Origin of the sequence: Lactobacillus sp. N54.MGS-719, assembly GCF_000980505.1 — a bacterium.
Taxonomy (GTDB): domain Bacteria; phylum Bacillota; class Bacilli; order Lactobacillales; family Lactobacillaceae; genus Lactobacillus; species Lactobacillus amylovorus.
In genome coordinates this window covers 16780-38866 of the sequence record NZ_LARO01000011.1, presented here as the reverse complement: position 1 = coordinate 38866, position 22087 = coordinate 16780, and the positions used below count along the sequence as shown (strand labels likewise).

20 protein-coding genes and 3 pseudogenes are annotated in these 22087 nt (G+C 38.1%); 16 read left to right on the top strand and 7 right to left on the bottom strand.

Going from position 1 to position 22087, the window contains the following annotated elements; genetic code table 11:
* The first annotated feature begins 41 nt into the window (after window positions 1-41).
* Together argS and WS44_RS03515 are read left to right on the top strand one after the other, a co-directional pair.
* Window positions 42-1727 (top strand): arginine--tRNA ligase, encoded by a 1686-nt coding sequence (argS, locus tag WS44_RS03520; RefSeq protein WP_013438492.1) that lies wholly within the window; start codon window positions 42-44, stop codon window positions 1725-1727.
* Between the two features lie 109 nt (window positions 1728-1836).
* Complete coding sequence (locus WS44_RS03515) at window positions 1837-2754, top strand: class II fructose-bisphosphate aldolase (protein ID WP_013438491.1); 918 nt, start codon at window positions 1837-1839, stop codon at window positions 2752-2754.
* 60 nt (window positions 2755-2814) lie between these two features.
* On the opposite strand, the pseudogene WS44_RS03510 reads toward WS44_RS03515, so the two are convergent.
* Window positions 2815-3465, bottom strand: a pseudogene (locus WS44_RS03510) (Crp/Fnr family transcriptional regulator).
* A gap of 155 nt (window positions 3466-3620) precedes the next feature.
* Between WS44_RS03510 and WS44_RS03505 the strand changes: the two are divergent.
* From WS44_RS03505 to WS44_RS03490, 4 genes and pseudogenes are all read left to right on the top strand, one after another.
* Window positions 3621-4175, top strand: coding sequence for a hypothetical protein (locus WS44_RS03505; RefSeq protein ID WP_046433150.1), 555 nt, complete (start codon window positions 3621-3623; stop codon window positions 4173-4175).
* Window positions 4176-4319: 144 nt separating this feature from the next.
* Window positions 4320-4523 (top strand): hypothetical protein, encoded by a 204-nt coding sequence (locus WS44_RS03500; protein ID WP_046433147.1) that lies wholly within the window; start codon window positions 4320-4322, stop codon window positions 4521-4523.
* A gap of 9 nt (window positions 4524-4532) precedes the next feature.
* Window positions 4533-5165, top strand: a pseudogene (locus WS44_RS03495) (GyrI-like domain-containing protein).
* Window positions 5158-6534, top strand: coding sequence for an MFS transporter (locus tag WS44_RS03490; protein WP_014566101.1), 1377 nt, complete (start codon window positions 5158-5160; stop codon window positions 6532-6534). Before WS44_RS03495 ends, WS44_RS03490 begins: the two are co-directional and overlap by 8 nt.
* A gap of 63 nt (window positions 6535-6597) precedes the next feature.
* On the opposite strand, the pseudogene WS44_RS03485 reads toward WS44_RS03490, so the two are convergent.
* Window positions 6598-6870: pseudogene (locus WS44_RS03485) on the bottom strand (IS30 family transposase); the annotation flags it as partial.
* Between the two features lie 99 nt (window positions 6871-6969).
* On the bottom strand, window positions 6970-7722 hold the full coding sequence (locus tag WS44_RS03480; RefSeq protein ID WP_013438476.1) for an MIP/aquaporin family protein: 753 nt from the start codon (window positions 7720-7722) through the stop codon (window positions 6970-6972).
* 193 nt (window positions 7723-7915) lie between these two features.
* Between WS44_RS03480 and WS44_RS03475 the strand changes: the two genes are divergently transcribed.
* A complete protein-coding gene (locus WS44_RS03475) occupies window positions 7916-8965 on the top strand; it encodes an alpha-hydroxy-acid oxidizing protein (RefSeq protein ID WP_046433141.1) in 1050 nt (349 codons plus the stop codon).
* Between the two features lie 59 nt (window positions 8966-9024).
* On the opposite strand, the gene WS44_RS03470 is transcribed toward WS44_RS03475, so the two are convergent.
* Window positions 9025-9882 (bottom strand): RluA family pseudouridine synthase, encoded by an 858-nt coding sequence (locus WS44_RS03470; protein WP_046433138.1) that lies wholly within the window; start codon window positions 9880-9882, stop codon window positions 9025-9027.
* A 90-nt stretch (window positions 9883-9972) separates the two neighbouring features.
* Here WS44_RS03470 and WS44_RS03465 point away from each other — a divergent pair, with 90 nt between their 5' ends.
* Genes WS44_RS03465 through WS44_RS03445 form a run of 5 tightly spaced genes read left to right on the top strand, consistent with a single transcriptional unit; the run spans window position 9973 to window position 17067 of the window.
* Window positions 9973-12030 (top strand): PBP1A family penicillin-binding protein, encoded by a 2058-nt coding sequence (locus WS44_RS03465; protein WP_046433136.1) that lies wholly within the window; start codon window positions 9973-9975, stop codon window positions 12028-12030.
* Between the two features lie 17 nt (window positions 12031-12047).
* On the top strand, window positions 12048-12398 hold the full coding sequence (locus WS44_RS03460; RefSeq protein ID WP_013438472.1) for a YlbF family regulator: 351 nt from the start codon (window positions 12048-12050) through the stop codon (window positions 12396-12398).
* Window positions 12399-12406: 8 nt separating this feature from the next.
* Window positions 12407-13621 (top strand): DNA repair exonuclease, encoded by a 1215-nt coding sequence (locus tag WS44_RS03455; protein ID WP_046433133.1) that lies wholly within the window; start codon window positions 12407-12409, stop codon window positions 13619-13621.
* On the top strand, window positions 13602-16097 hold the full coding sequence (locus tag WS44_RS03450; protein ID WP_046433131.1) for an AAA family ATPase: 2496 nt from the start codon (window positions 13602-13604) through the stop codon (window positions 16095-16097). Before WS44_RS03455 ends, WS44_RS03450 begins: the two co-directional genes overlap by 20 nt.
* Window positions 16090-17067, top strand: coding sequence for an HD domain-containing protein (locus WS44_RS03445; RefSeq protein ID WP_046433129.1), 978 nt, complete (start codon window positions 16090-16092; stop codon window positions 17065-17067). Before WS44_RS03450 ends, WS44_RS03445 begins: the two co-directional genes overlap by 8 nt.
* 80 nt (window positions 17068-17147) lie before the next feature.
* Here WS44_RS03445 and WS44_RS03440 read toward each other — a convergent pair whose 3' ends face one another.
* From WS44_RS03440 to WS44_RS03430, 3 genes are all read right to left on the bottom strand, one after another.
* Window positions 17148-18053, bottom strand: coding sequence for a peptidylprolyl isomerase PrsA (locus tag WS44_RS03440; RefSeq protein ID WP_013438468.1), 906 nt, complete (start codon window positions 18051-18053; stop codon window positions 17148-17150).
* A gap of 117 nt (window positions 18054-18170) precedes the next feature.
* Entirely contained in the window at window positions 18171-18527 is a 357-nt protein-coding gene (locus tag WS44_RS03435) for a hypothetical protein (RefSeq protein ID WP_046433127.1), read from the bottom strand.
* Between the two features lie 11 nt (window positions 18528-18538).
* Window positions 18539-18970 carry an HIT family protein gene (locus WS44_RS03430; RefSeq protein ID WP_013438466.1) on the bottom strand — a complete coding sequence of 144 codons (432 nt, stop codon included), beginning with the start codon at window positions 18968-18970 and terminating at the stop codon, window positions 18539-18541.
* Between the two features lie 91 nt (window positions 18971-19061).
* Between WS44_RS03430 and WS44_RS03425 the strand changes: the two genes are divergently transcribed.
* The 4 genes from WS44_RS03425 to WS44_RS03410 all read left to right on the top strand — a co-directional run bounded on the left by WS44_RS03425 (window position 19062) and on the right by WS44_RS03410 (window position 22084).
* Entirely contained in the window at window positions 19062-19805 is a 744-nt protein-coding gene (locus tag WS44_RS03425) for an ABC transporter ATP-binding protein (RefSeq protein ID WP_014566095.1), read from the top strand.
* Entirely contained in the window at window positions 19798-21030 is a 1233-nt protein-coding gene (locus WS44_RS03420; protein ID WP_046433124.1) for an ABC transporter permease, read from the top strand. Before WS44_RS03425 ends, WS44_RS03420 begins: the two co-directional genes overlap by 8 nt.
* Before the next feature lie 11 nt (window positions 21031-21041).
* Window positions 21042-21698 carry a tRNA (guanosine(46)-N7)-methyltransferase TrmB gene (gene trmB / locus WS44_RS03415; RefSeq protein WP_046433122.1) on the top strand — a complete coding sequence of 219 codons (657 nt, stop codon included), beginning with the start codon at window positions 21042-21044 and terminating at the stop codon, window positions 21696-21698.
* A gap of 65 nt (window positions 21699-21763) precedes the next feature.
* A complete protein-coding gene (locus WS44_RS03410; protein WP_013438462.1) occupies window positions 21764-22084 on the top strand; it encodes a thioredoxin family protein in 321 nt (106 codons plus the stop codon).
* Window positions 22085-22087 lie beyond the last annotated feature (3 nt).

Sequence of the window (22087 nt, the reverse complement as noted above, 5' to 3'; positions counted from 1 at the left end):
GATAATAGAAAGAGGCTTTTTTATTTGAAAAGAGGAAGAAAATGGACTTTAAAAACGAAGTAGTTGATTTAGTTTCAAGCCAAGTTGATTTGCCTAAAGAAAAAATTGCTGCATTAATTGAACGTCCAAAGAATGCTAAGATGGGTGACTATGCTTTTCCAGCATTTATTTTGGCTAAGACTATGCACAAGAATCCTGCAATTATTGCCAAGGATATTGCTGAAAACTTAAGCAGTGATGACTTTGCCAGCATCCAAGCTGTTGGTCCTTACGTTAACTTTGCCATTGACCATGAAAAGCTTGTTTCATCAACTTTGAAGGATGTTTTAGCTGAAAAGGAACACTACGGTGATCAAAAGTTAGGTGAAGGCAACGTTCCAATTGATATGTCATCTCCTAACATTGCTAAGCCAATGTCAATGGGGCACCTTCGTTCTACTGTAATTGGTAACTCAATTGCCAAGACGATGGAAAAAGTAGGTTATACTCCAATCAAGATTAACTACCTTGGTGACTACGGTACTCAATTTGGTAAGTTAATTGCTGCTTACAAGCACTGGGGTAACGAAGAAGACGTTAAGAAAGACCCAATTATGAGTCTTTTCCACTACTACGTAAGATTCCACAAAGAAGCAGAAGATAATCCAGAACTTGACGATGAAGGTCGTGAATGGTTCAAGAAGCTTGAAGATGGCGATCCAGAAGCCGTTAGATTATGGAAATGGTTCCGTGAAGTTTCACTTAAGGACTTCAAGCGCATTTACAACGAATTGGGCGTAACTTTTGATTCATACAATGGTGAAGCATTCTTTAACGACAAGATGCAACCAGTTATTGATGAATTGAAGGAAAAAGGTCTTTTACACGAATCTCAAGGTGCACAAGTTGTTGACATGGGACCTGACGAAAACCCAGCAATTATCGTTAAGTCAGATGGTACTTCAATTTACTTAACTCGTGATTTAGCTGCTGCTGAATGGAGAATGAAGGAATACAACTTCGTTAAGATGCTTTACGTTGTTGGTAACGAACAAGCGCAACACTTTGTTGAACTTAAGACTGTGCTTAAGAAGATGGGTTACGACTGGGCAGACGAAATCCACCACGTTCCATTTGGTTTGATTACTCAAGGCGGTAAGAAATTATCAACCAGAAAGGGTAACGTTGTCTTCCTTGATCAAGTATTGAAGGATGCAGTTTCTCTTGCTAAGAAGCAAATTCAAGAAAAAAACCCAGATTTGGCTAACCAAGACCAAGTAGCTCATGATGTTGGTGTAGGTGCCGTTGTTTTCCACGACTTGAAGAATGATCGTCTTGATAACTTCGACTTTAACTTGGAAGAAGTCGTTCGTTTCGAAGGCGATACTGGTCCTTACGTTCAATACACCAATGCTCGTGCTCAAAGTGTATTGCGTAAAGCTGCCGCGATGGGCGAAAAGCCAAGTGACACTGATTTAGCTCTTAATGATGATTGGGCATTTGCCGTAGCTAAGGATTTAGCAGACTTCCCAAGAATTGTGGCTAGAGCTAGTGAAAAGTTTGAACCATCAGTAATTGCTAAATATTCTCTTGATTTAGCTAAGAAATTTAACAAGTACTACGCAAACGTGAAGATTTTAACTAAGGACGATAAAATTGGTGCTCGTCTTGCCTTAGTTCAAGCTACATCAATCGTCTTGACTGAATCACTCAGACTTTTAGGCGTAAATGCTCCTAAGGAAATGTAAGCAAAATCGTGAAAATTTAAAAAATAGCGCTTACATTTTGTGAAAAATTGTTCATAATAGAATTATTAAGGTACAATATGCTTGTAAGATATTTAGGAGGTATTTTTTTATGGCTTATTTTGACAACGGTAATCAAATCTTTAAGGATGCTCGTAGAAACCACTATGCTGTAGGTGCTTACAACACTAACAACTTGGAATGGACTCGTGCAGAATTGCGTGCTGCAGAAGAAACTAGAACTCCATTGTTGATCCAAGTATCAACTGGTGCTGCTAAGTACATGGGTGGTTACAAGTTCGTTAAGGACATGGTAGCTGACCAAATGGATTCAATGAACATCTCAGTTCCAGTTATTTTGAACTTGGACCACGGTGACTTTGAATCAGCTAAGGAATGTATCGCACTTGGTTACTCATCAGTTATGTTTGATGGTCACAAGCTTGATACTGAAGAAAACTTGGCTAAGACTAAGGAAATCATCAAGTTAGCTCACGAACGTGGTATTTCAGTTGAAGCTGAAATTGGTAAGATTGGTGAAAACCAAGGTGCTGACGGCGGTGAATTAGCATCAGTTGAAGACGCTAAGACTTTCGTTGCTGCTGGTGTTGACAAGCTTGCTTGTGGTATTGGTAACATCCACGGTGTATACCCAGAAGGCTGGAAGGGCTTGAACTTCGACCGTCTTAAGGAAATTGCTGAAGCAGTTCCAGAAGAACCACTTGTATTGCACGGTGGTTCAGGTATTCCTGAAGACCAAGTTAAGAAGGCTATTTCACTTGGTATCGCTAAGGTTAACATCAACACTGAATTCCAATTAGCATTCCAAAAGGCTACTCGTGAATACATCGAAGCTGGCAAGGACTTAGACAAGGGCAACAAGGGTTATGACCCACGTAAGTTGTTATTGCCAGGTACTGAAGCTATTACCGACGCTATGAAGGAAATGATTGGCTGGTTAGGTACCAAGACTATTGATGACGAACTTAAGGATGCATCATTCGACCGTTCATCATTAAACGAAGAATAATCATTTGATTATTAATTAAAATAAAGCTCAGCTTTTGCTGGGCTTTATTTTTTGCATAATTTATCTTTTCACATTAATCCAGCGACCATGAACTTCAATTTTGCCATCTTTTTCTAGTTCTTTTAACTTACGACTGAATGTCTTCGGCGTAATTCCTAAATAACTGGCTAAGTCCTTTTTCTTTAGTTCTAATTTTACTTCATTTTTGCCTTGCTCATTGGCAAGGTCATTCAAGTAAGCTAATATCCGTTCTTTGGCATCCAAGGTGTTTCTAAGCACCGAATTATGTTCAATTGCGACTAACTTTTTACCGAAATTATTTAAAAGCTTCAATGACAAATCTGGTGTTTTCTGCAAAAGTTTTTGAAAATCTGCGCGGTTAATTGAGCAAACCCAGGTGTCCTCCACAGCTTCAACAAAGTTTTCATTTTCGCTTTGTTTGAATAAATGTTGTTGTCCTTCAATGTCACCTTTTTGAAGTATACCTAGCACGACTTCCATGCCATCTTTTGATAGGTTGTAGACTTTTGCCTTTCCCTGATCGATGACAATCATGCCATCTTTACTATCATCAGGTTATCTAATAATACTTCCTTTAGGAAATTTCTGTTGGTGTTCAGAGACGGCTACTAATTTTTTCTTTAAATCTACGGGTAAATCTGTAAAAAGGGTTGCTTTGCTTAAACAAGCGACAGGGGAATGTTTTGTCATAAAAATCATCTTTTCTAATTTTCTTGATTTAAATCAATTTTGTCATAATAACTTCTTATTATAATTAATTGCGACAAGCCTTAAGACAACGAATTGTAACTCAAAGGTTGTATGATGATTTTGAAAACATCAGAGTATAGAAAGGATTCATCAAGATGAAAAAATATATTGCACACATTACCCCATTAAATGCAGATAAGATTGGCTGCGAAGCTCACGGTACAGCTGAATTTACTGAAGATGGCGATAAGCTTCATGTTAAAGTAGAAATGTTTGATACTCCTAAGAATATTGAACACTGGGAACACTTCCATGGCTTTCCTGATGGTAAGGAAGCCAATGTTCCAACCATGGCTCAAGACAAGAATCATGATGGCTTTATTGATTTGCCAGAAACTGAAGAAGTATCAGGTACAACTATGGTGCCATTAGACGATGCACCACAAGATATGAACATCCCTCACGATGGTTATCCTGTTGCAGACGAAAACGGTCATTACGAATACGAAATCGATATTCCATTGGAAAAATTACAAGCTAAGTTCAAGGATGCCTTTGGTACTGAAGATCTTCAATTAGATAAACGTGTAGTTTATGTACATGGTGTACCAAAAGACCTTGAATTACCTGACACCGTTGGTGGTTGTGTAATGAGCTACGATGCTCATACAACTTTGCCAATTGCTGCAGGTAAGATTGAAGAAGCTTAATAAATATAATCCTATTCATAAGTTACTGTAATTTCTGAATAGGATTTTTTCATGCATAAATTTGTATAAATTGAGCCGACCATCAAAGAAGTATAGAATTAGATGTATCTTAATGAAAGTATTAGAAAGTGTAGCAACATAGATATGAGTAAATACGATCAATTGTGGCAATATATTAAAGACAACAAAACTGGCGACTTTGAGCTTTCATTTGATGAAATCGAAAAAGCAGCAGGACTGCCAATCGACCATTCATTTTTGCATTATAAGAAAGAACTGCCTGACTATGGTTTTGAGGTAAAAAAGATTTCACTCAAGAACAAGACAGTTAAGTTTTATCAATTATAAAGGCAGGACATGGCATACGATTTTAAAAAAGAAGAAAAGTAGTTTTATCGTCCAGGCAAAAAGCCTGAATTAATTGATGTTCCACAGATGTAATATATTGCTGTTCAAGGTCAAGGCGATCCAAATCAAGAGGGCGGAGAATACAAGCATGATCTTGTATAGTTTAGCCTATACAATTAAAATGAGTAAAAAGGGCTCACATCAGATTAAAGATTATTTTGACTTCGTGGTTCCACCGCTTGAAGGATTTTGGTGGCAAGATGGCGTTAAAGACATTGATTATGCTCATAAAGAAAGATTCAATTTTATTTCCTGCATTCGGATGCCTGAGTTTGTGACAGATGAAGTTTTGGCTTGGGCTAAAAAAGAAGCTGCAATTAAAAAAGGCTTGGATTTCTCACCAGTAAAATTACTTGTTTTGACAGAAGGAAAATGCGTATGCATCATGGTAGTTATGATGATGAGCCTGCTACTATCGCTAAGATGCATCAATTCATTGCTAAAAATGATTTGGGATTAGACTTTTCAGATCAGCGTCGTCATCATGAAATCTATTTATCAAATCCTCAACGTACAAAGTTAGAAAATTTAAAAACGATTATTCGCTTGCCAGTTAAAGAAAAGAAGATGAAAAATGACTAAAAAAGTTACGCCACGTTTGGTGATGGCGATTTTATCGGCAGGGATGCTCTCATTTTTGGGAATCCTTGATGAAACGGCAACGACAGTTACTTTTCCAATCTTGACTAGAGACTTTGCAATTACTACCGATCAAGTTCAATGGGTTAATACCCTGGTGTTGCTAGTGATTGCAACGATTGTGCCAATTAGTTCACAGATAAGGTTGAGAATTCCTACCAAAAAAATATTTATTCTAGGAGTTTCATTATTTATATTGGGCTTACTGATTGATATCGTTACTCCATGGTTTGATCTTTTGTTAGTAGGTCGAGCCTTGCAAGGAATTGGTACCGGTATAGGCTTGCCGCTGATGTATAACATTATCTTGGCTGAGGTGCCAAAAGAAAAGCTGGGCTTCATGATGGGGATTGGAACGATGATTACCGCTTGTGCCGTAGCCTTTGGTCCGGTGTTTGGTGGTATCGTGACTGATGCGCTTAATTGGCGCTGGATTTTTATCATTTCACTGTTTCTGATAGTAATTAGTTTACTAACAGGAATCTATTCAATTCGCCAGATCAATCCTTTGCAGAAGGTGAAGATCAAGTACGGTCAATGGCTGTCTCTTGCTGTTGCTTTAGTTTGCTTAATGCTAGGCTTTACTCGAATTGCCAAATATTCATTCCTGTCAGTTCCAGTTTTAGGCTTTTTAGTTTTAGGAATCATCAGCTTATTAATTTGGCTAAAAATATCTTGGTCCGATAAGGAAGCCTTGATTAGTCCTCAATTATTTAAAAATTTGCGTTTTAGCATGCAACTAATTGCCTATTGTTTTGCTAAAATTGCGACTTTGGCCTTAGGCTTCATCTTTCCAATCTATGTGCAAGCCGTTAATCATGGATCCGTTTCTCTGGCTGGTTGGATTACATTTCCAGGTGCGGTGATAAACGCCTTGATGGCAGCCTTAGCAGGAAAGCTGCTCGATAAAAAAGGTGCGCGTTTGCCGATCATTATTGGCGTAATTGCCAGTCTAACTAGTTTGATTTTGATGAATATATTAGCACCACTCAGCAGTATTGCCATTGTATTATTGTATGTTCTTTATTATGGCGGTTATGGGATGTGTTTTGGCAGTCTGATGACCAGTGGATTGATTACTTTGAGCAAAGCCAACCATGCCCAAGGCAATGCGATCTTCAATACTTTGCAGCAATTTTCTGGAGCACTCGGAACTGCATTAGCTGGGACTTTGATTGCGATTGCACAAAATAATCATGTAGGTAATGGTACGGCAATAGGTTCTAAGTGGACGTTTATGGTGCTGCTTGTGCTGATAATTGTTAATTTAGTCCTTGCACTAGTATTTGTACCGAAGAAGAAAAGTAAATAGTAAAAGGTTAAATTTATGACTTTAAAAAATGCCTGAATTGTCAATTTAAGTGCAACAGTTAGGTTATGAAGAGATATATTGCTTGAAGAGTTCTTCTGCCGTGTGATATTGGAGGATTCGGCGATGCTTGTGGTTAATGGCATTAGTTGCTTGTTGAACATAAGTAGCTATCTTGTCTTTCATGCTTTTACCCTTAGGGAAGAATTGACGCAAAAGACCGTTGCAGTTTTCATTTGTGCCTCTTTCCCAAGGAGAATACGGATGAGCAAAGTAGATCTGGCAATTCTTAATTTTTGTCATATCCGCAAACTCAGAACTGTTGTCAAAAGTAAGAGATAGTTGTATCAACAAGAACAGGCTAAAGCGACTAAAGAAGCTAAATAAAAAGATCGATGATCTTCGTTAAAAAACGGTGATCATCGATCTTTTGTTTTTCTATAATCCAAATGCAATCTTGTATAACAATGCACCGCAGATACCACCAGCAATTGGAGCAACTACTGGTACCCAACCGTAGTCCCAGTGAGCAGAACCCTTATGAGGCAATGGGCAAAGTGCATAAACGATACGTGGACCTAAGTCTCTTGCAGGGTTTAATGCAGGACCGGTAGGACCACCAACAGCCATAACCAATGCGGTGATTAAGAAACCAACACCGAGGTTGGCAATATCTTCTGATTGCTTGAAGAACATGCCACGGTATAAACCAACGGCTACAAACAAAAGAATTGCTGTACCAACAAATTCAGTGATAAAACCGTTTAACTTACTGTTGGCAGTATCACCAGTCGCAAAGCTGGCAAAAACAGCGTCATCACTAGCAGTTCTCTTAATGTATGGCCAGTAAACAGCCACTAATATAAGTTGGCCTACGATTGCACCAAGCATTTGAACCAAGATATATGGTAGAACTTGATCCCAAGGGAATGCACCTGCACATGCTTGTGCAAGGGTTACGGCCGGATTCAAGTGGTTACCTGAAATTGAACCGAATAACATCGCAGGAAGCATGACACCAAAACCAAAGCCAAATGCGATTAAAAGCCACCCACCATTGGCTTGTCCATCGCGGCTATTACCTCCAGTATCACGCAATACTGAGTTGGCAACTGAACCGTTACCTAAAACTACTAAAATAATCGTACCGAAAAATTCGGCCAAATACTTTATCATCCAAGTATGTTCCATAATAGATACTTTTTACTCCTCTAAAAAAAATAAGTGAAAAATACACACAAGATTGAATTATACACTATATTGAGAAAATAGATATGATTATTTTAAAAATTTCAAATATTTTGCTCAAAAACAGATCTTTCTTACTTTTTTGTTTTTTCTAGTAGAATAATTAGTAAGGAATTTTTTAGAAAAGGCGTAAAGAATGAGCGAAGAAAATAAAAATGATGTAGTAACTGGCGCTTCCGAAACTATTGATGCTAGTTCGGGTTCTTCAATGTTAGAACATGAAGAACCTAAAAAAGAAGAAGCCACTAGTCCATGGCCTGGTCCAAAGGGTATGATCCCAGTAACCAGTGGTAAAGCCGACGATGCTAATGTCCATAACCGTGTCTTCTTAGACAATATCTTGGTGGAAATGCGTGTAATCGATTCTGTTGAACCGGATTTGACTACAACAATTTTGGGTAGAAAATATGCATCCCCATTAATGCCGGCTGCAGTTTCGCACTTGAATAAAGTGTTAAGTGATAAAACGAGAAAGCCAATGCAAGAAAAAGCAATGGCCGCTCGCAACATGGATTTGCTTAACTGGATTGGTATGGAAACCAACGAAGAATATGGTGAAATTGTCAGTCAAGGCGGGGACACAATTCGCATTATCAAGCCTTTTGCTGATCATCACAAGATTTTAGATGAAATTAAATTTGCGGAAGATCATGGTGCCGTTGCCGTAGGTATCGACATCGACCATATTGCCGGAAAAAACGGCAAATATGACGTTGTTGACGGTATCCCTTTAGGTTCAATTACAATGGCTGATTTAAAGCATTATGCAGAGAGTACCAAGCTACCGTTTATTGCTAAAGGCGTGTTGTCTGTGACCGATGCTTTGAAGACCCGTCAAGCGGGATGCAAGGCAATTGTAGTTTCACACCACCATGGTCGCGTACCTTTTGGTGTTCCACCTCTAGCAGTTTTGCCTGAAATTAAAAAAGCACTTGTTGGTAGTGGCATGGAAATTTATGTTGATGGTTCTTTGATGACAGGTTATGATGCATATAAAGCTTTAGCCATGGGTGCTGATGCTGTATTGATTGGTCGCGGAATTTTGTCAGAACTTCTTCAAAACGGTACTAAGGCAGTAGAAGATAAGCTCAAGCAAATGAATGAGCAATTGGCAGAAATGATGATGTACACTGGCGTTAAGGATACAAAGTCATTTGATCCTGATGTTTTGTATTATCAAAAATAAAATAATATCGATAAATAAGAACAGTAAAAGAAAAGGAGATTGCACTTGCAATCTCTTTTTTACAGCTCAATCTTTTCAGCAGGCAATTTAACCTGTAATTTTTCAAAAGAAAACGGCTTAATCAATGAAATTTCGTAAGCATCAAGAGCTAGATTTTCTCTAGCAAAATCTGGATTGTATAAAGGATCACCAACGATCGGACAACCGATTGCTGACAAATGAACTCGAATCTGGTGAGTTCTTCCTGTTTCAAGCGTTAATTTAACTAGGGCAGTATTGTTATCATATTTTTTAAGTAATTCATAGTGGGTTACAGCCCTTAGACCATCGCTGCGAGCCATTCTTTTTCTTTGATCATCAGGATCCTGACCAATAGGAAGATCAATAGTACCGTTTTTCTTTAATTTATCCGCATGAATAACTTTAGCCAAATATTCACGATGAAAAGTTTTATTAGTGAGTTCTCGATTCAAAATAGGAACAACTGCCGGATTTTTAGCCACCAAAAGCAGACCGCCTGTAAGCATATCGAGTCGATGTACGATGTACGGACTGCTAGCTAAATAAGTAGCACAATCATTCAATGCTGTATCAGTTTCATTTAAGTTAGGGTGAGTTTTCTGCCCCTTCTTTTTATTAATGATCAATAAATTATCGTCTTCGTAGATAACGTCAGGCATTCGTCTACTTGCAGGGTAAGTTTGCTGCATTGAATCAATTTGATCAAGCACGATATCAATTTTGTCACCTGGCTTAACCAATTCATTGAAGTAGCGGTATTTACCATTAATGGTTACATTTTGCTCGATTCTTAAATAATGGCGCCATTTTCTAGGGATAAGTAATTTACGCAGGACCTCGTTAACTGGTAATGGATCAAGATTTTTTGGATAAAAAAGTGTAAAATTATAAACCATAAATATTTCCTAAGTCTGCTTCAATTCTAAACGTGTGTTTTAGTAATTATGATACAATTTTCTTGTTTCTAAAAAGGAGCAATGTATTTAATGAATAATGACCAACCAAAAAGAAGTGGCTTTAAGGATGCATGGCATCGATTTGATAGTCGCTTCTTTATCGGACGCTGGATTATTTTAATCCTACTCACTTTAATACTTTTAACTTGTACATATTATACAATTAAAGTTAAAACTTCGAACATCTCGAATTTAAAGGCGTCACTTTCAACTACAACAACTATTTACGATTATAAGGGCAAAAAAGCAGGTTCCTTATATTCGCAAAAGGGTTCGTTTGTAGAATATGATAAAATTTCGCCAAATATTCAAAATGCGGTCATTTCAACAGAAGACCGTACTTTTTGGACGAACCCTGGTTTTAGTGTTAAAGGTATGGTTCGTGCCGCCATTAGTTTGGTTATTCACCATGGTCAAGTTACCGGTGGTGGTTCCACATTAACGCAGCAGCTGGCTAAGAATTCACTACTTACTCAGCAGCAGACCTTTTCACGAAAATTAGAAGAATTGTTCTTTGCAATTGAGATCAACCATGTTTATTCCAAAAAAGACATTTTGACGATGTACTTGAATAACGCCTATTTTGGTAACGGTGTCTGGGGCGTGCAAGATGCTAGTCGTAGATATTTTGGTAAAAATGCTAGTGATGTAACTGTCAGTGAAGCTGCCACTTTGGCAGGGATGCTGCGGAATCCTAGTTTCTACAACCCTGTAGACCATATGGCTAATGCACTGTCACGTCGTAATTTGGTTTTGAGCTTAATGGCTGATAATGGCAAAATTACTTTAGCTCAAGCCAAAGCTTATTCAAAAGAAGGCTTAACTTTAAAGAATACCTTTAAGAATAAGGATGGCTACCGTTACCCATACTTCTTTGATGCTGTTGTAGATGAAGCAATTAGTAAGTACGGCTTAACAGAAGAGCAAGTAATGAATAAGGGCCTCAAGATTTACACTACCCTTAACCAAAATTACCAAAGCAAGATGCAAGATACCTTTGAACAAAGCTGGCTTTTCCCACAAAATGGTTCAGATGGTACCGAAGCCCAAGGTGCCAGTGTGGCAATGGATCCTAATACTGGTGCCGTACGTGCAGTTGTTGGGGGACGTGGACAACACGTCTTCCGTGGCTACAACCGTGCAACGCAAATGAAGCGTCAGCCTGGTTCATCGATCAAGCCGCTTGCTGTTTACGCACCAGCTCTTCAAAATGGTTATCATTATGATTCAGAGCTTTCCAACAAACTGCAGAAATTTGGTAAGAACGGTTATGAGCCACACAACGTTGATAATGGCTACTCTGATAAGATTCCAATGTACCAAGCCTTAGCTCAAAGTAAGAATGTTCCTGCTGTATGGCTGCTTGATAAGATTGGGGTTAACAAGGGTGTTCAATCTGTTGAAAACTTTGGTATTAAGGTGCCAAAGAGCGATCGCAATCTTGCTTTAGCCCTTGGTGGTCTTTCATCTGGTGTATCACCATTACAAATGGCCCACGCATATTCTGCCTTTGCCAATAAGGGTAATTTGCCTAACAATTCTTACTTTATTACTAGAATTACAGATGCCAGTGGTAATGTTTTAGCAGAAAATGGCAATCCGGGCACACACCGTATTATTTCTGAAAATACGGCAAAAGAAATGACTACGATGATGCTGGGCGTATTTACTAACGGTACAGGTCAATCTGCTCAACCAAGTGGCTACCGTGTTGCTGGTAAAACTGGTTCAACTGAAGTGCCTAACTCATATGGTTTTGGTACTAAGGACCAGTGGATTGTTGGTTATACTCCTGACATCGTTGTCGCAACTTGGGTTGGTTTTGACCGAACCAGTAGACAGCATTATATGCAAGGAATTTCCGAAACAGGAATTACTAGACTATATAAAGCCGAAATGGAAGGCATTCTACCGTATACCGCTCAGACTCAATTTACCGAAAAAGCACCTAACCAGATTGTGAAAGATAATGGTTCAAACTTTGATTGGACCGGCGGATTAGGGCAAAAAATTCAAGATGGTATAGGTTCTGCAGGACAGAAGATTAATGAATGGTATAATAGTGTGAAAGGCTTATTTGGCCAATAAAATTTAGGAGGACCATGATGGTTAACGTTTACGATTCAGCTAACAAATTAGCAGAAGATTTGACACAAACTGATCAATACAAGGCTTTACAAAAGGCTATTAAGGATGTAGAAGAAAACGACGAAAGCTCAGCTATGTTCAAGAAGATGGATGAACTTCAAGCTAAGATTTTGCGTGCTCAACAAGCTGGTCAACCTCTTGCTGCTGAAGATCAACAAGCTTACAAGGACTTGAACGACCAAGTACAAAAGAACGATTTGATCGTTAACATGCTTAAGTCAGAACAAGCTTTATACGACTTGCTTAACGACATCCAAAAGACTTACTCAAAGCCAATTAATGATCTTTATGAAGACCTTAGAAACTAGAACTCGCGATGAAATTTATTCACTTTGCGGATGCGCATTTAGATAGTCCATTTCGTGGGCTATCTTTTTTGCCATCTAAGGAATTTAACCAAATATATCAAGCGGCCGATCAATCATTAACGAGAATTGTTGATTTGGCTTTAAAACAAAATGTTGATTTAGTCTTAATCGCTGGAGATACTTTTGATAGCAACACGCCATCTCCAAGAGCACAGCTATTTTTTGCCGAACAGATAAAAAGGCTGACTGATCAAAAAATTCAAGTGGTGATGATTTTCGGTAACCACGACCACATGAAAAAAGCAGATCTACTAGTTACTGAAACACCTTATTTCAAATTATTGGGTAATGGTGAAAAAGTGGAGAAAGCCACTTTTGCGACAAAAGCTGGTTTTACTTACGATGTAATCGGCTTTTCATATTTGAATAACCATATTACGCGTGACATGATACCTGATTTTCCTGCAAAGGGACAAAATTATACTTTTGGATTAATGCACGCACAAGAAAAAGCACAAACTAATAATGTTTATGCACCATTTACTACTAGTGAAGTGCAGAACCTTAATTACGATTATTTTGCCTTAGGCCATATTCACGCACGCAATAACTTGTCAGAAAATCCATGGATTGTTTATCCAGGTAACATTCAGGGGCGTCACATCAACGAAATGGGCACTAAAGGTTGCTATCTTGGCGAGATCGATGAACAAACTAAGAAGACAAGCATTGAGTTTAAACAAACTAGTCCAATTATTTGGCAAGCTGTCGAAATCAATTTGGAAGGTGAAATCGATAAAGCTGGTTTGCAGACAAAAATCATTGAAGTCCTTAATCAAATTAAGCAAAAGACTTACTTTAGTTTAACCATCAAGGGTGCACAATATTTGACTGAAGAAGAGCGAGAACTGACTGCAGATACTGATTTTTGGCAGACAATCTCGCAAAATTTGCCATTTGCTTCTCAGCTAGTTGACGTTCGTTATGAAACCAATACCAGTTTGGAATTAAATGAGAATGATCAAAAGGCCTTTGAAAAAGCCAAGGCGGAAATTTTTGATGTAGATGAGTTCAATCAAATCGTAAACGACTGGAAGAAAAAAGATCCAGAAGCAGCTGCACTAGCAGAAGATCCTAAATTTATTGAGGCTGTTAAGCAATTAACCGAAGTAAAGCTAATGAGTAAATTGAAAGGAATTAAAGATGAGACTGAAACAAATTAAAATGATCAATTTTGGCCAGTTTTCTGACAAGTCTTTTGATTTACCTAGCAAAGAAATAAACGTCTTCTTTGGTGCTAATGAGGCGGGAAAGAGTACGACGGTAGCTTTTATTAAGCAGATCATGTTTGGCTTTCATTTGCGCAGTAATTCGTCTCCGTTTTTTGAAGATTATACGCCGTTAGCTCATGTGAGTCCGATGGGTGGCAGTCTTGTCTTTGAAGCGGACGATGGCGAATATGAATTAGAGCGCTTGTATGCCAAAGGCGATAAGACTAAGCGTGGTATTTTAACCGTTAAAAAAGATGGGCAAGTAGTGCCCGAGAGTCTCTTTTTCGATCAAATTCAAAAAATCGATGGTTCGTTTTATGCCGACAGCTTTATCTTTAATCAAGAAATGCTGGGTCAGGTAAGCAGCTTGAGTCAAGAAGACTTGCTTGAACGTATTTATTACTTGGGTGCAGCCAATAGTGGTAAATTGCTTGAAATGCGTGATGGCTTTGAAAAAGAAGCTGGCAAGTTGTTTAAGAAGACGGGTAAAAAGCCAGAAGTAAATCGTCTGCTTAAGCAAATGGAAGACGATCGTGACAATCTGGCTCAAACACAAGCAGAGTTTGGTGATTATGAAGAACTTGATCGTGATTTAACTGCTAAAAGTGACGAGTTAAAGAGTAAGCAACAAGCTTTAGAAAAGCTGCAAAAAAGGGCGCAAGAGTTGCGTGACCTGCAAAAAGAATTAGGCAATTACCAAACTTTGCTAGATTTGCAAAAGCAAGTTAAGGATACGCAGTTTGATAGTGAAAATTATCAAAAAGCGCAAGATATCATGGCGCAAGGTCGCAATTTGCAAAAGACGATTAAGTCTTTGAAAGAGCAATTAGCTGATCTGAATGATAATAATCAGGCTGATTTGTCAGCTAGCAAAAAGCTTGTCCAACAAAAGCCGCAACTACTTCAATGGCAAGCAGAATACAAATCATGTTTGCAAAAAGCTGATGAACTCAAACAAGAAAAAGAACAAATTCTTGCTTTATCTCCTGATACCAAGCAAGTACTAGACTTGACGCCAGAGCAAATCAAACAGCTGCAAGCAGATTATTTAGCTTTGCCTAGACAAGAAAATCGAGTTGAAGCTGCTCCTAATTCCAATGATAAACTCTGGTATGTGATTGGTGCTGTCCTAGCAGTCCTTGGTTTGATCTTACTGGTTATGATGGGAACAGTTGGCGTGATCGCCTTAATTACCGGCCTAATCTTTCTTGGTGCAGGCTACGTTAAAGGCAATAACGCCAATAAACAAAATGCCGCTATTTTGGAAAAGCAAAAACTGGTCGCACAAAAGCGCCAGAGATTTGGGCAACAATATGGCTTGAATCCTGATAATTTGGATATTAATAATCTGGTGGCTAATGCCAACCAGTATCACTTAAAAGAAAACGCTGAGAAGGCAAATAATGAACAACTGAGCCAGATTAATCAAGAAGTCGCCCAATTAGCCGCAAATGTGCAAAATACGCTGAAAAAGCCAATTGAGGATGATTTTAGCTCCGTTTTAAGTGGAATTGATGAACTGGAAGAAAAGATTGACCACAGTCAAGAAATTGGTCAACGAAGAATGACGATTTCGTCTGCTTTAAAGCAAGACCAGCAAGATTTGAAAGAATTGGGTTTGCAACTTCAAACTTTGTTTGCTCAAGCTAATGTCAAAAATATGGCCGATTATGATGCTGTGTACAAAGATTCATTAGAGCAAGCCAAAATTAGGATGCAGGTTGAAGCACTTAAGAAGAGCTTAAACGATGATTTAACTCAATTGACAAAGACTAATCCAGCTGAATTAGAGCAGCAATTGCATGAATTGAATGATCAAATAGCTGCAGCTAATAATGAAGTCAGCGATTTACAACAACAAAACGCACAAGTACAGGTTAAGTTGAATAATTTGGCTGATTCAACTGCAGTATTTGAAGCGAGACAGGATTTGGCCAATACCGAAACTAATTTTGAAAGCAGTAGTAAGGAATATTTGGCTAACTTGCTTGCAGCTAAATGGATTGGTCGCTCACTTGATTTAGCTTCAAATGAACGTTTTCCAAAGATGCTCAAAGCAGCTAAAGAATATTTGGCTTTGCTTACAGGTGGACGTTACGTTGATCTTGAACTCGGCAAGAAATTAACGGTCATCAGAAAAGATGGTAAAAAGCGTGATGTTAAGTACTTGTCTCGCGGTACGGCTGAACAACTCTACTTTGCTTTAAAGTTAGCCTTTGTCGAACAAATTAAAGATGAAATCAACTTGCCAATCTTAATCGATGATTCGTTTGTTAACTTTGATGACAACCGAATTAAATATATTGAACAGTTGTTGAAGAAGATTAGTGAAAATAATCAAGTGCTGATTTTTACAGCGCAAGAAAACCTAGTCGATAAATTAGGAATCCAGCCTTTAACTTTTACGAAAGGAACTGAAAATGCTTAAACGACTCTTAGATTATAATGATGGCGAAGAAATGGATATTGTCGTTTTGATTAAAAAATCGCAATTGCGAAGAAATAAAAAGAATAAGCTTTTTTTAGCAATGCAATTCGGCGATGGATCAGGCGAGATTCGGGGCAACTTTTGGGATGCAACCAATCAAGATGCGGCTACCTTTAGTACAGGTACGATTGTAGAATTGAACGGTAAAAGAGAAGAATACCAAGGCCGTCCTCAAATTCGCATTTATAGTTTAAGGGTGGTTGGACCACAAGAAGGCTATGAGTTAGATCAATTCGTTAAGTCAGCTCCAGAACCGATTAATGATATGCATGTCGAAATTAATCAATTTGTTGATCAGATTCAAAATAAAACTTGGAAGACGATTGTTCAATATTTGTTAAAAAAGTGGGGTAGACGCTTCTTTGATTATCCTGCAGGAAAGAGTAACCACCATGCAGTGCGCGGTGGACTTGCTTTTCATACTTTGTCGATGCTTAAGGATGCGAAGGGTTTAGCTGATAATTATGAACAGATCAACCGTTCACTGCTTTATGCTGGATGCATCTTGCACGATATGGGCAAAGTGCTTGAACTAACAGGCCCAGCTGCAACGCAATACACTACCGAAGGTAATTTAGTTGGTCACTTGGTACTTATCGATGAACAAATTATGCTAGCTGCCCAAGACCTTAAGATTGACCTTGAATCAGAGGACTTGCTTTTACTTAGACACATGGTTTTGTCCCACCATGGCCGCTTGGAATATGGTTCACCTAAGTTGCCAGCTCTTCTGGAAGCAGAAATTTTGCACCGCATCGATGATATGGATGCCATGGTTTATGCAGTCACGAATGCTTTGCAGCATACTGGTAAAGGAACGTTTACTGAGCCACTGCTTAGTCAAGATGGCAGAAGATATTATCGTCCAAAATATGATCCAGCTTTAGATCATGCCAAGCATTTGGAATAAGAATAGACAAAAATAAGAGGTTAACTTCAAAAAGCTAACCTCTTGTTTTTTTGCTAATATTTACTAACTAAATATTTTTATTACTTAGTAGCACTAGTAGTTGAAACGTATGATGCTAATACGTCCTTCAAGTCGCTATCCTTGATTGAAACATCAGCACGCTTCAAAACAGTTGAGATAACGTCCTTCATAGTTGCTTGGTCTTGAGCCATTGATGCGTAAATTTCGTCATCGATAGCCTTCTTGTGATCAGCAAACTTACCCTTAGCTGGGTGGCTGATCATCTTAATTACGTGGTAACCAGATTGTGACTTAACTGGAGTTGAAGTTACTTCACCAGTCTTAAGCTTAAATGCAGCTGTCTTGAATGATGAGTCAAGAGTATTGTCAGTTGAGTCAAATGCAGGAAGCTTACCAGCCTTGTTCTTAGTAGCAGTATCAAGTGAGTACTTCTTAGCTAAGCTCTTGAAGCTCTTGCCATCTTTCAATTGTTTGATGATGCTTTGAGCAGTTGACTTCTTAGCAACCAAAATGTGTTGTACAGTTACCTTAGGTTGGTAGCTCTTCCAAGCTTGTTGTTCTTGCTTCTTAGAAATCTTCTTAATGTGCTTTAATGCTTGTTCAGAAAGAAGGTTAGTCTTTAAGTTTTCCTTGAAGCTTGAAGCAGTCATACCGTTTTGTTGTAAAACAGCACTAAATTGTGAGCCGTATTGCTTCTTGTAGTTGTTGTATTGCTTGTCAACTTTCTTTGATGAAACGTACTTGCCGTATTGTTGTTCCAAAGCACGGTTGATAATCATGTTAGCCAAAGTTGATTTACCAGCTTGTGACTTCTTCATTTCATCGTAATATTGTTGTTGAGTAATCTTACCACCCTTGTAGGAAGCAACAGTAGAATTACTACCACCGTTAGAACAAGCAGCAGTTGATAATGCAACACCAGCTACAGCTACGACTGCAGCAATTTTTTTCATATAACTCTTCATATAATTAAATCTCCACATCCTTAAATAAGTAACTGTCAACTAATATACCATAAAAATGACCAAATCGTTTTTAAATAGCGAATATTCATAGAAAAATCAAAATTTCTTTAAATTTTCTTAGGCCTTTTCGTCGTTTTGATCGTCTGAACCAGTAAATGAGTTCAAATCTTGGTTAACTTCTTCACCTTTTTGCTTCATGCGATCAACTGTAGGTTGAATATGTCTAGAATATTTTTCAACATCATCACTGATATCGCTAATAGTGCGTTGTGCTGCAGGCAATTGTTCGCTTAATTCACGACTAGCTTGCTTGACATTTTGCAATGCAGTAGCAAAACGATTGCTTTCGTGTTTTAAGGCATCGAATTCAACTTTCAATGGTTTGCCAGGACGATTGCCATCGCTGTCCTTCATGCATGAAAAAACAAAGCCAAAAGCAGCGCCAAAAACTGTTCCTAATAAAAAGCGTTTCATTTGTTTACTCCTTAAAATTGGGCTTTAATCTTATCAGCAACTTCGTTGTATTTTGCTTCGTCGTATTTGTCAGCGTTGTTGCGAGTCATGAGCTTCAAACCATCGCCTTCAAAACGAGGGATAAAGTGAATGTGTGAATGCATAACTACTTGGTTAGCAGACTTACCGTTGTTAGTGGTGATGTTCATACCTGTAACGTTAGGAAAGGCCTTCTTGATTGCATTGGCAATTTCAGGAATGTATTGCAAGTATTGTTGTGCATCTTCTTTGGTGTAGTCAAACAAGTTAACGATATGCTTCTTTGGCACCATTAAAGTATGACCTGGGTTTACTTGTGAGATATCCAAGAAAGCCTTAACGTCGTCGTTTTCAAAAACGGTGTAACTAGGAATTTCACCGCGAATAATTTTACAGAATAAACAATCATCTACTAATTTTTCCATAATATATACCTCTTGTGTTTGAACTTTAGTTTCTTATTAAGTTCATGCTATCATACTATATGTAGAAATTCAGTAAAGAAAGATAGGAAAAATGACATTAAAAATTGAACATTTAACTGGAGGCTACACAGGTGTCCCGGTTATTAAAGATATAAATTTAGAAATTAAACCAGGTGAAGCTCTGGGCTTAATTGGTTTAAATGGGGCCGGTAAATCAACCACAATTAAGCATATTTTAGGTTTGCTTAGACCGCAAAAAGGTAAGATCACTTTAAACGACGTAGTTTTGACGCAACAACCAACGAAGTTTAAGCGTGAAGTGGCTTATATTCCTGAAACACCAATTTTGTATCCAGAATTGACATTAAAAGAGCATTTGGAATTGACCATGCTTAGCTACAAATTGGATGAAAAGAAGGCTTGGGAAAGAGCACATGAACTGCTTAAGATGTTTAGACTTGATGACAAGCTGGAATGGTTGCCAATCCACTTTTCAAAAGGGATGCGCCAAAAGGTAATGATCGTTTCTGCTTTTTTAGCAGATACAAGTTTGCTCGTGATCGATGAGCCATTTACAGGACTTGATCCTTTAGCCGTTGCTAACTTAATTGATTTAATTAAAAAGGCAATTGCTAACGGCAAAATGGTGCTCATGACTACTCACGTTTTAGCCGATGCACAACAAGCCATTTCAAATTATGCTGTTTTAAACAACGGTACGATTGAAGTTATCGGTAGTTTACAAGACATTCGTGAACACTACGGCTTAAAGCCTGATGATCCATTTGACAAGTTGTACTTGGCTTTGAATAGAGAGGATCATGGCAATGCGTGAGTTAGCTAAAAAGAGATTGAATGAAAATCTCAAGCAATCGGTTAAGTATTTAACGCTTGTTTTCAATGACTTCTTTATTTTGGCTTTGATCTTTTTAGTTGGTGCATTGATGTTCTGGTATGCCGAAGCAATGAAAACTATGCCAACTAATTTGTGGTTTTATAAGCCACTGACAGGATTCATCTTATGGCTGCCTCTTTTAACGGGACGATTCGTTACTTTGATTAAAGAAGCAGATATGCAGTTTCTGTTCACGCAAGATGAGCAGATGAATGAATATTTGAAGCCTATGCACAGATATAGCTTGGTTTTACCATTCATTTTAGAAATCTTGCTTGCAGGTATTGTCTTCCCATTCGCTACAGTTAAAGCAGGCATTAGTGTTTGGAGCTATATCTTGTTGGTGCTCGCTATGCTCTTTATCAAAGATACGGAACTAGAGATTGAAAAAAGTAATCTATACTTTGGCAAAAAGCTAAGTTTTGGACTAGTTAGTTTAGTTGCCTTGCTTATTGCAATTCTTTCCGCTTATTATCCAATGGTAGGTTTGGCTTTAGGTGTAGTTGGAACTATCTTATTTGCGCCTAGCTTTAAGCCATCGTTTGGCGATAAGATGAATAAAAAGCTGCTCTTTGACTGGCACTATGCTGTAGAAAGCGAAAAGGCTAGAAAAGACCGTGTTTATTCAGTCTTCAGCATGTTTACCGATGTCGAAGAAAAGCAAGTAAGCATCAAGCGAAGAAAGTACTTGGACTTCCTTTTGCCTAAGTCAATTGCTAAAGAAAATCCTAACTTGTTCTTATACAGAAGATCACTACTTAGAAATCCAGAGTATTTGAACTTGCTGGTTAGAATGACCGTCTTCGCAATTTTGATTTCATGGTTAGTGCAAGATTGGCGCTGGGCGCTTGGCTTATCATGCTTGGTGATCTTCTTGACTGTTTACCAATTATTGCCAATGGCAACCGAATTCGACCGTAACTTTATGTATCGTGTTTACCCAATTGAACGTCAAGATCGTGGCAAGGACTTGGTCAAAGTATTAACTTTAGGCTTGCTGATTCAATGGGTGTTAATCAGTATTTTCTGGTTATTGTTATTGCCAATTAATGTAAACTTATTTGAAGCAATTGGTATTTTACTCGTGTTTACCGCATTGGTAGTTGCCACTTACTTGCCAAATCGCGTTAGAAAAATGAATCAAAAGAATTTTGGAATTAGATAGGGAATAGAGAAATGAGATTAAGAAATAAACCTTGGGCTGTAAAGCTTGTTAATGATCATCCTGAAAGTGTGTTGCAAAACCCAGATCCTGATAAGAAGATTGATTGGGCTGAACGTTTTGGCAATGATCATCCAATTGAAATTGAAGTAGGATCAGGTAAGGGTCACTTTATTACTACCTTGGCTGAAATGCATCCCGACAAAAACTACGTTGCTTTAGAATTGCAAACTACTGCAGCTGGTATTATCTTGCGAACTAAGCTTGAAAAGGGCTTGGATAACTTGCAAATTTTGCGTGGGGATGCGGCTGATATTAACTGCTTCTTCCCTGAAAATAGCACGAATGTCATTTACTTAAACTTCAGTGATCCATGGCCAAAGACCCGTCACGAGAAGCGTAGATTGACTTATAAGAGCTTTTTAGTTAAGTATCAACAAGTCTTGACTAAAGACGGTCATATCGAATTTAAAACTGATAATTCAGGCTTGTTCGCTTATTCTGTGCAAAGTATGAATAATTACGGAATGTTCTTCGATTTTGTGAGTGTTGATTTACACCATGAAAAGCCAGAAATCGTTGAAAAGAACATTGAAACTGAATATGAGCATAAATTTGTGGCAAAGGGCAATCCGATTTATGCATTGCATGCTCATTTTGAAACCAAGTAGTTTGCAAAAAGCCAGCATTTTTGTATAATACTTGTAAAAAGTAAGAAAGAATAGAGGCATAAAAAATGGAAGAAATTAAAGCATTAACTGAAGACAAGTTACAAGAAATTACTAAGTCTGGTCGCGTTGTTTTGGAATTTTCAGCAGCATGGTGCCCAGACTGCCGCTTCCTTGATCCATTTTTGCCAGAAATTGAAAAGGATTTTTCAGAAGCTAAATTTTACAAAATTGACCGCGACGACTCAATTGACGTCGCAAAAAAATTAATGATTATGGGAATTCCTTCATTTGTTGTCTACCAAGATGGCAAAGAAATTGGTAGACTAGTAAATAAGGACCGTAAAACTAAAGATGAAGTAGAAAAATTTTTGCGATCACTTGACTAAAAG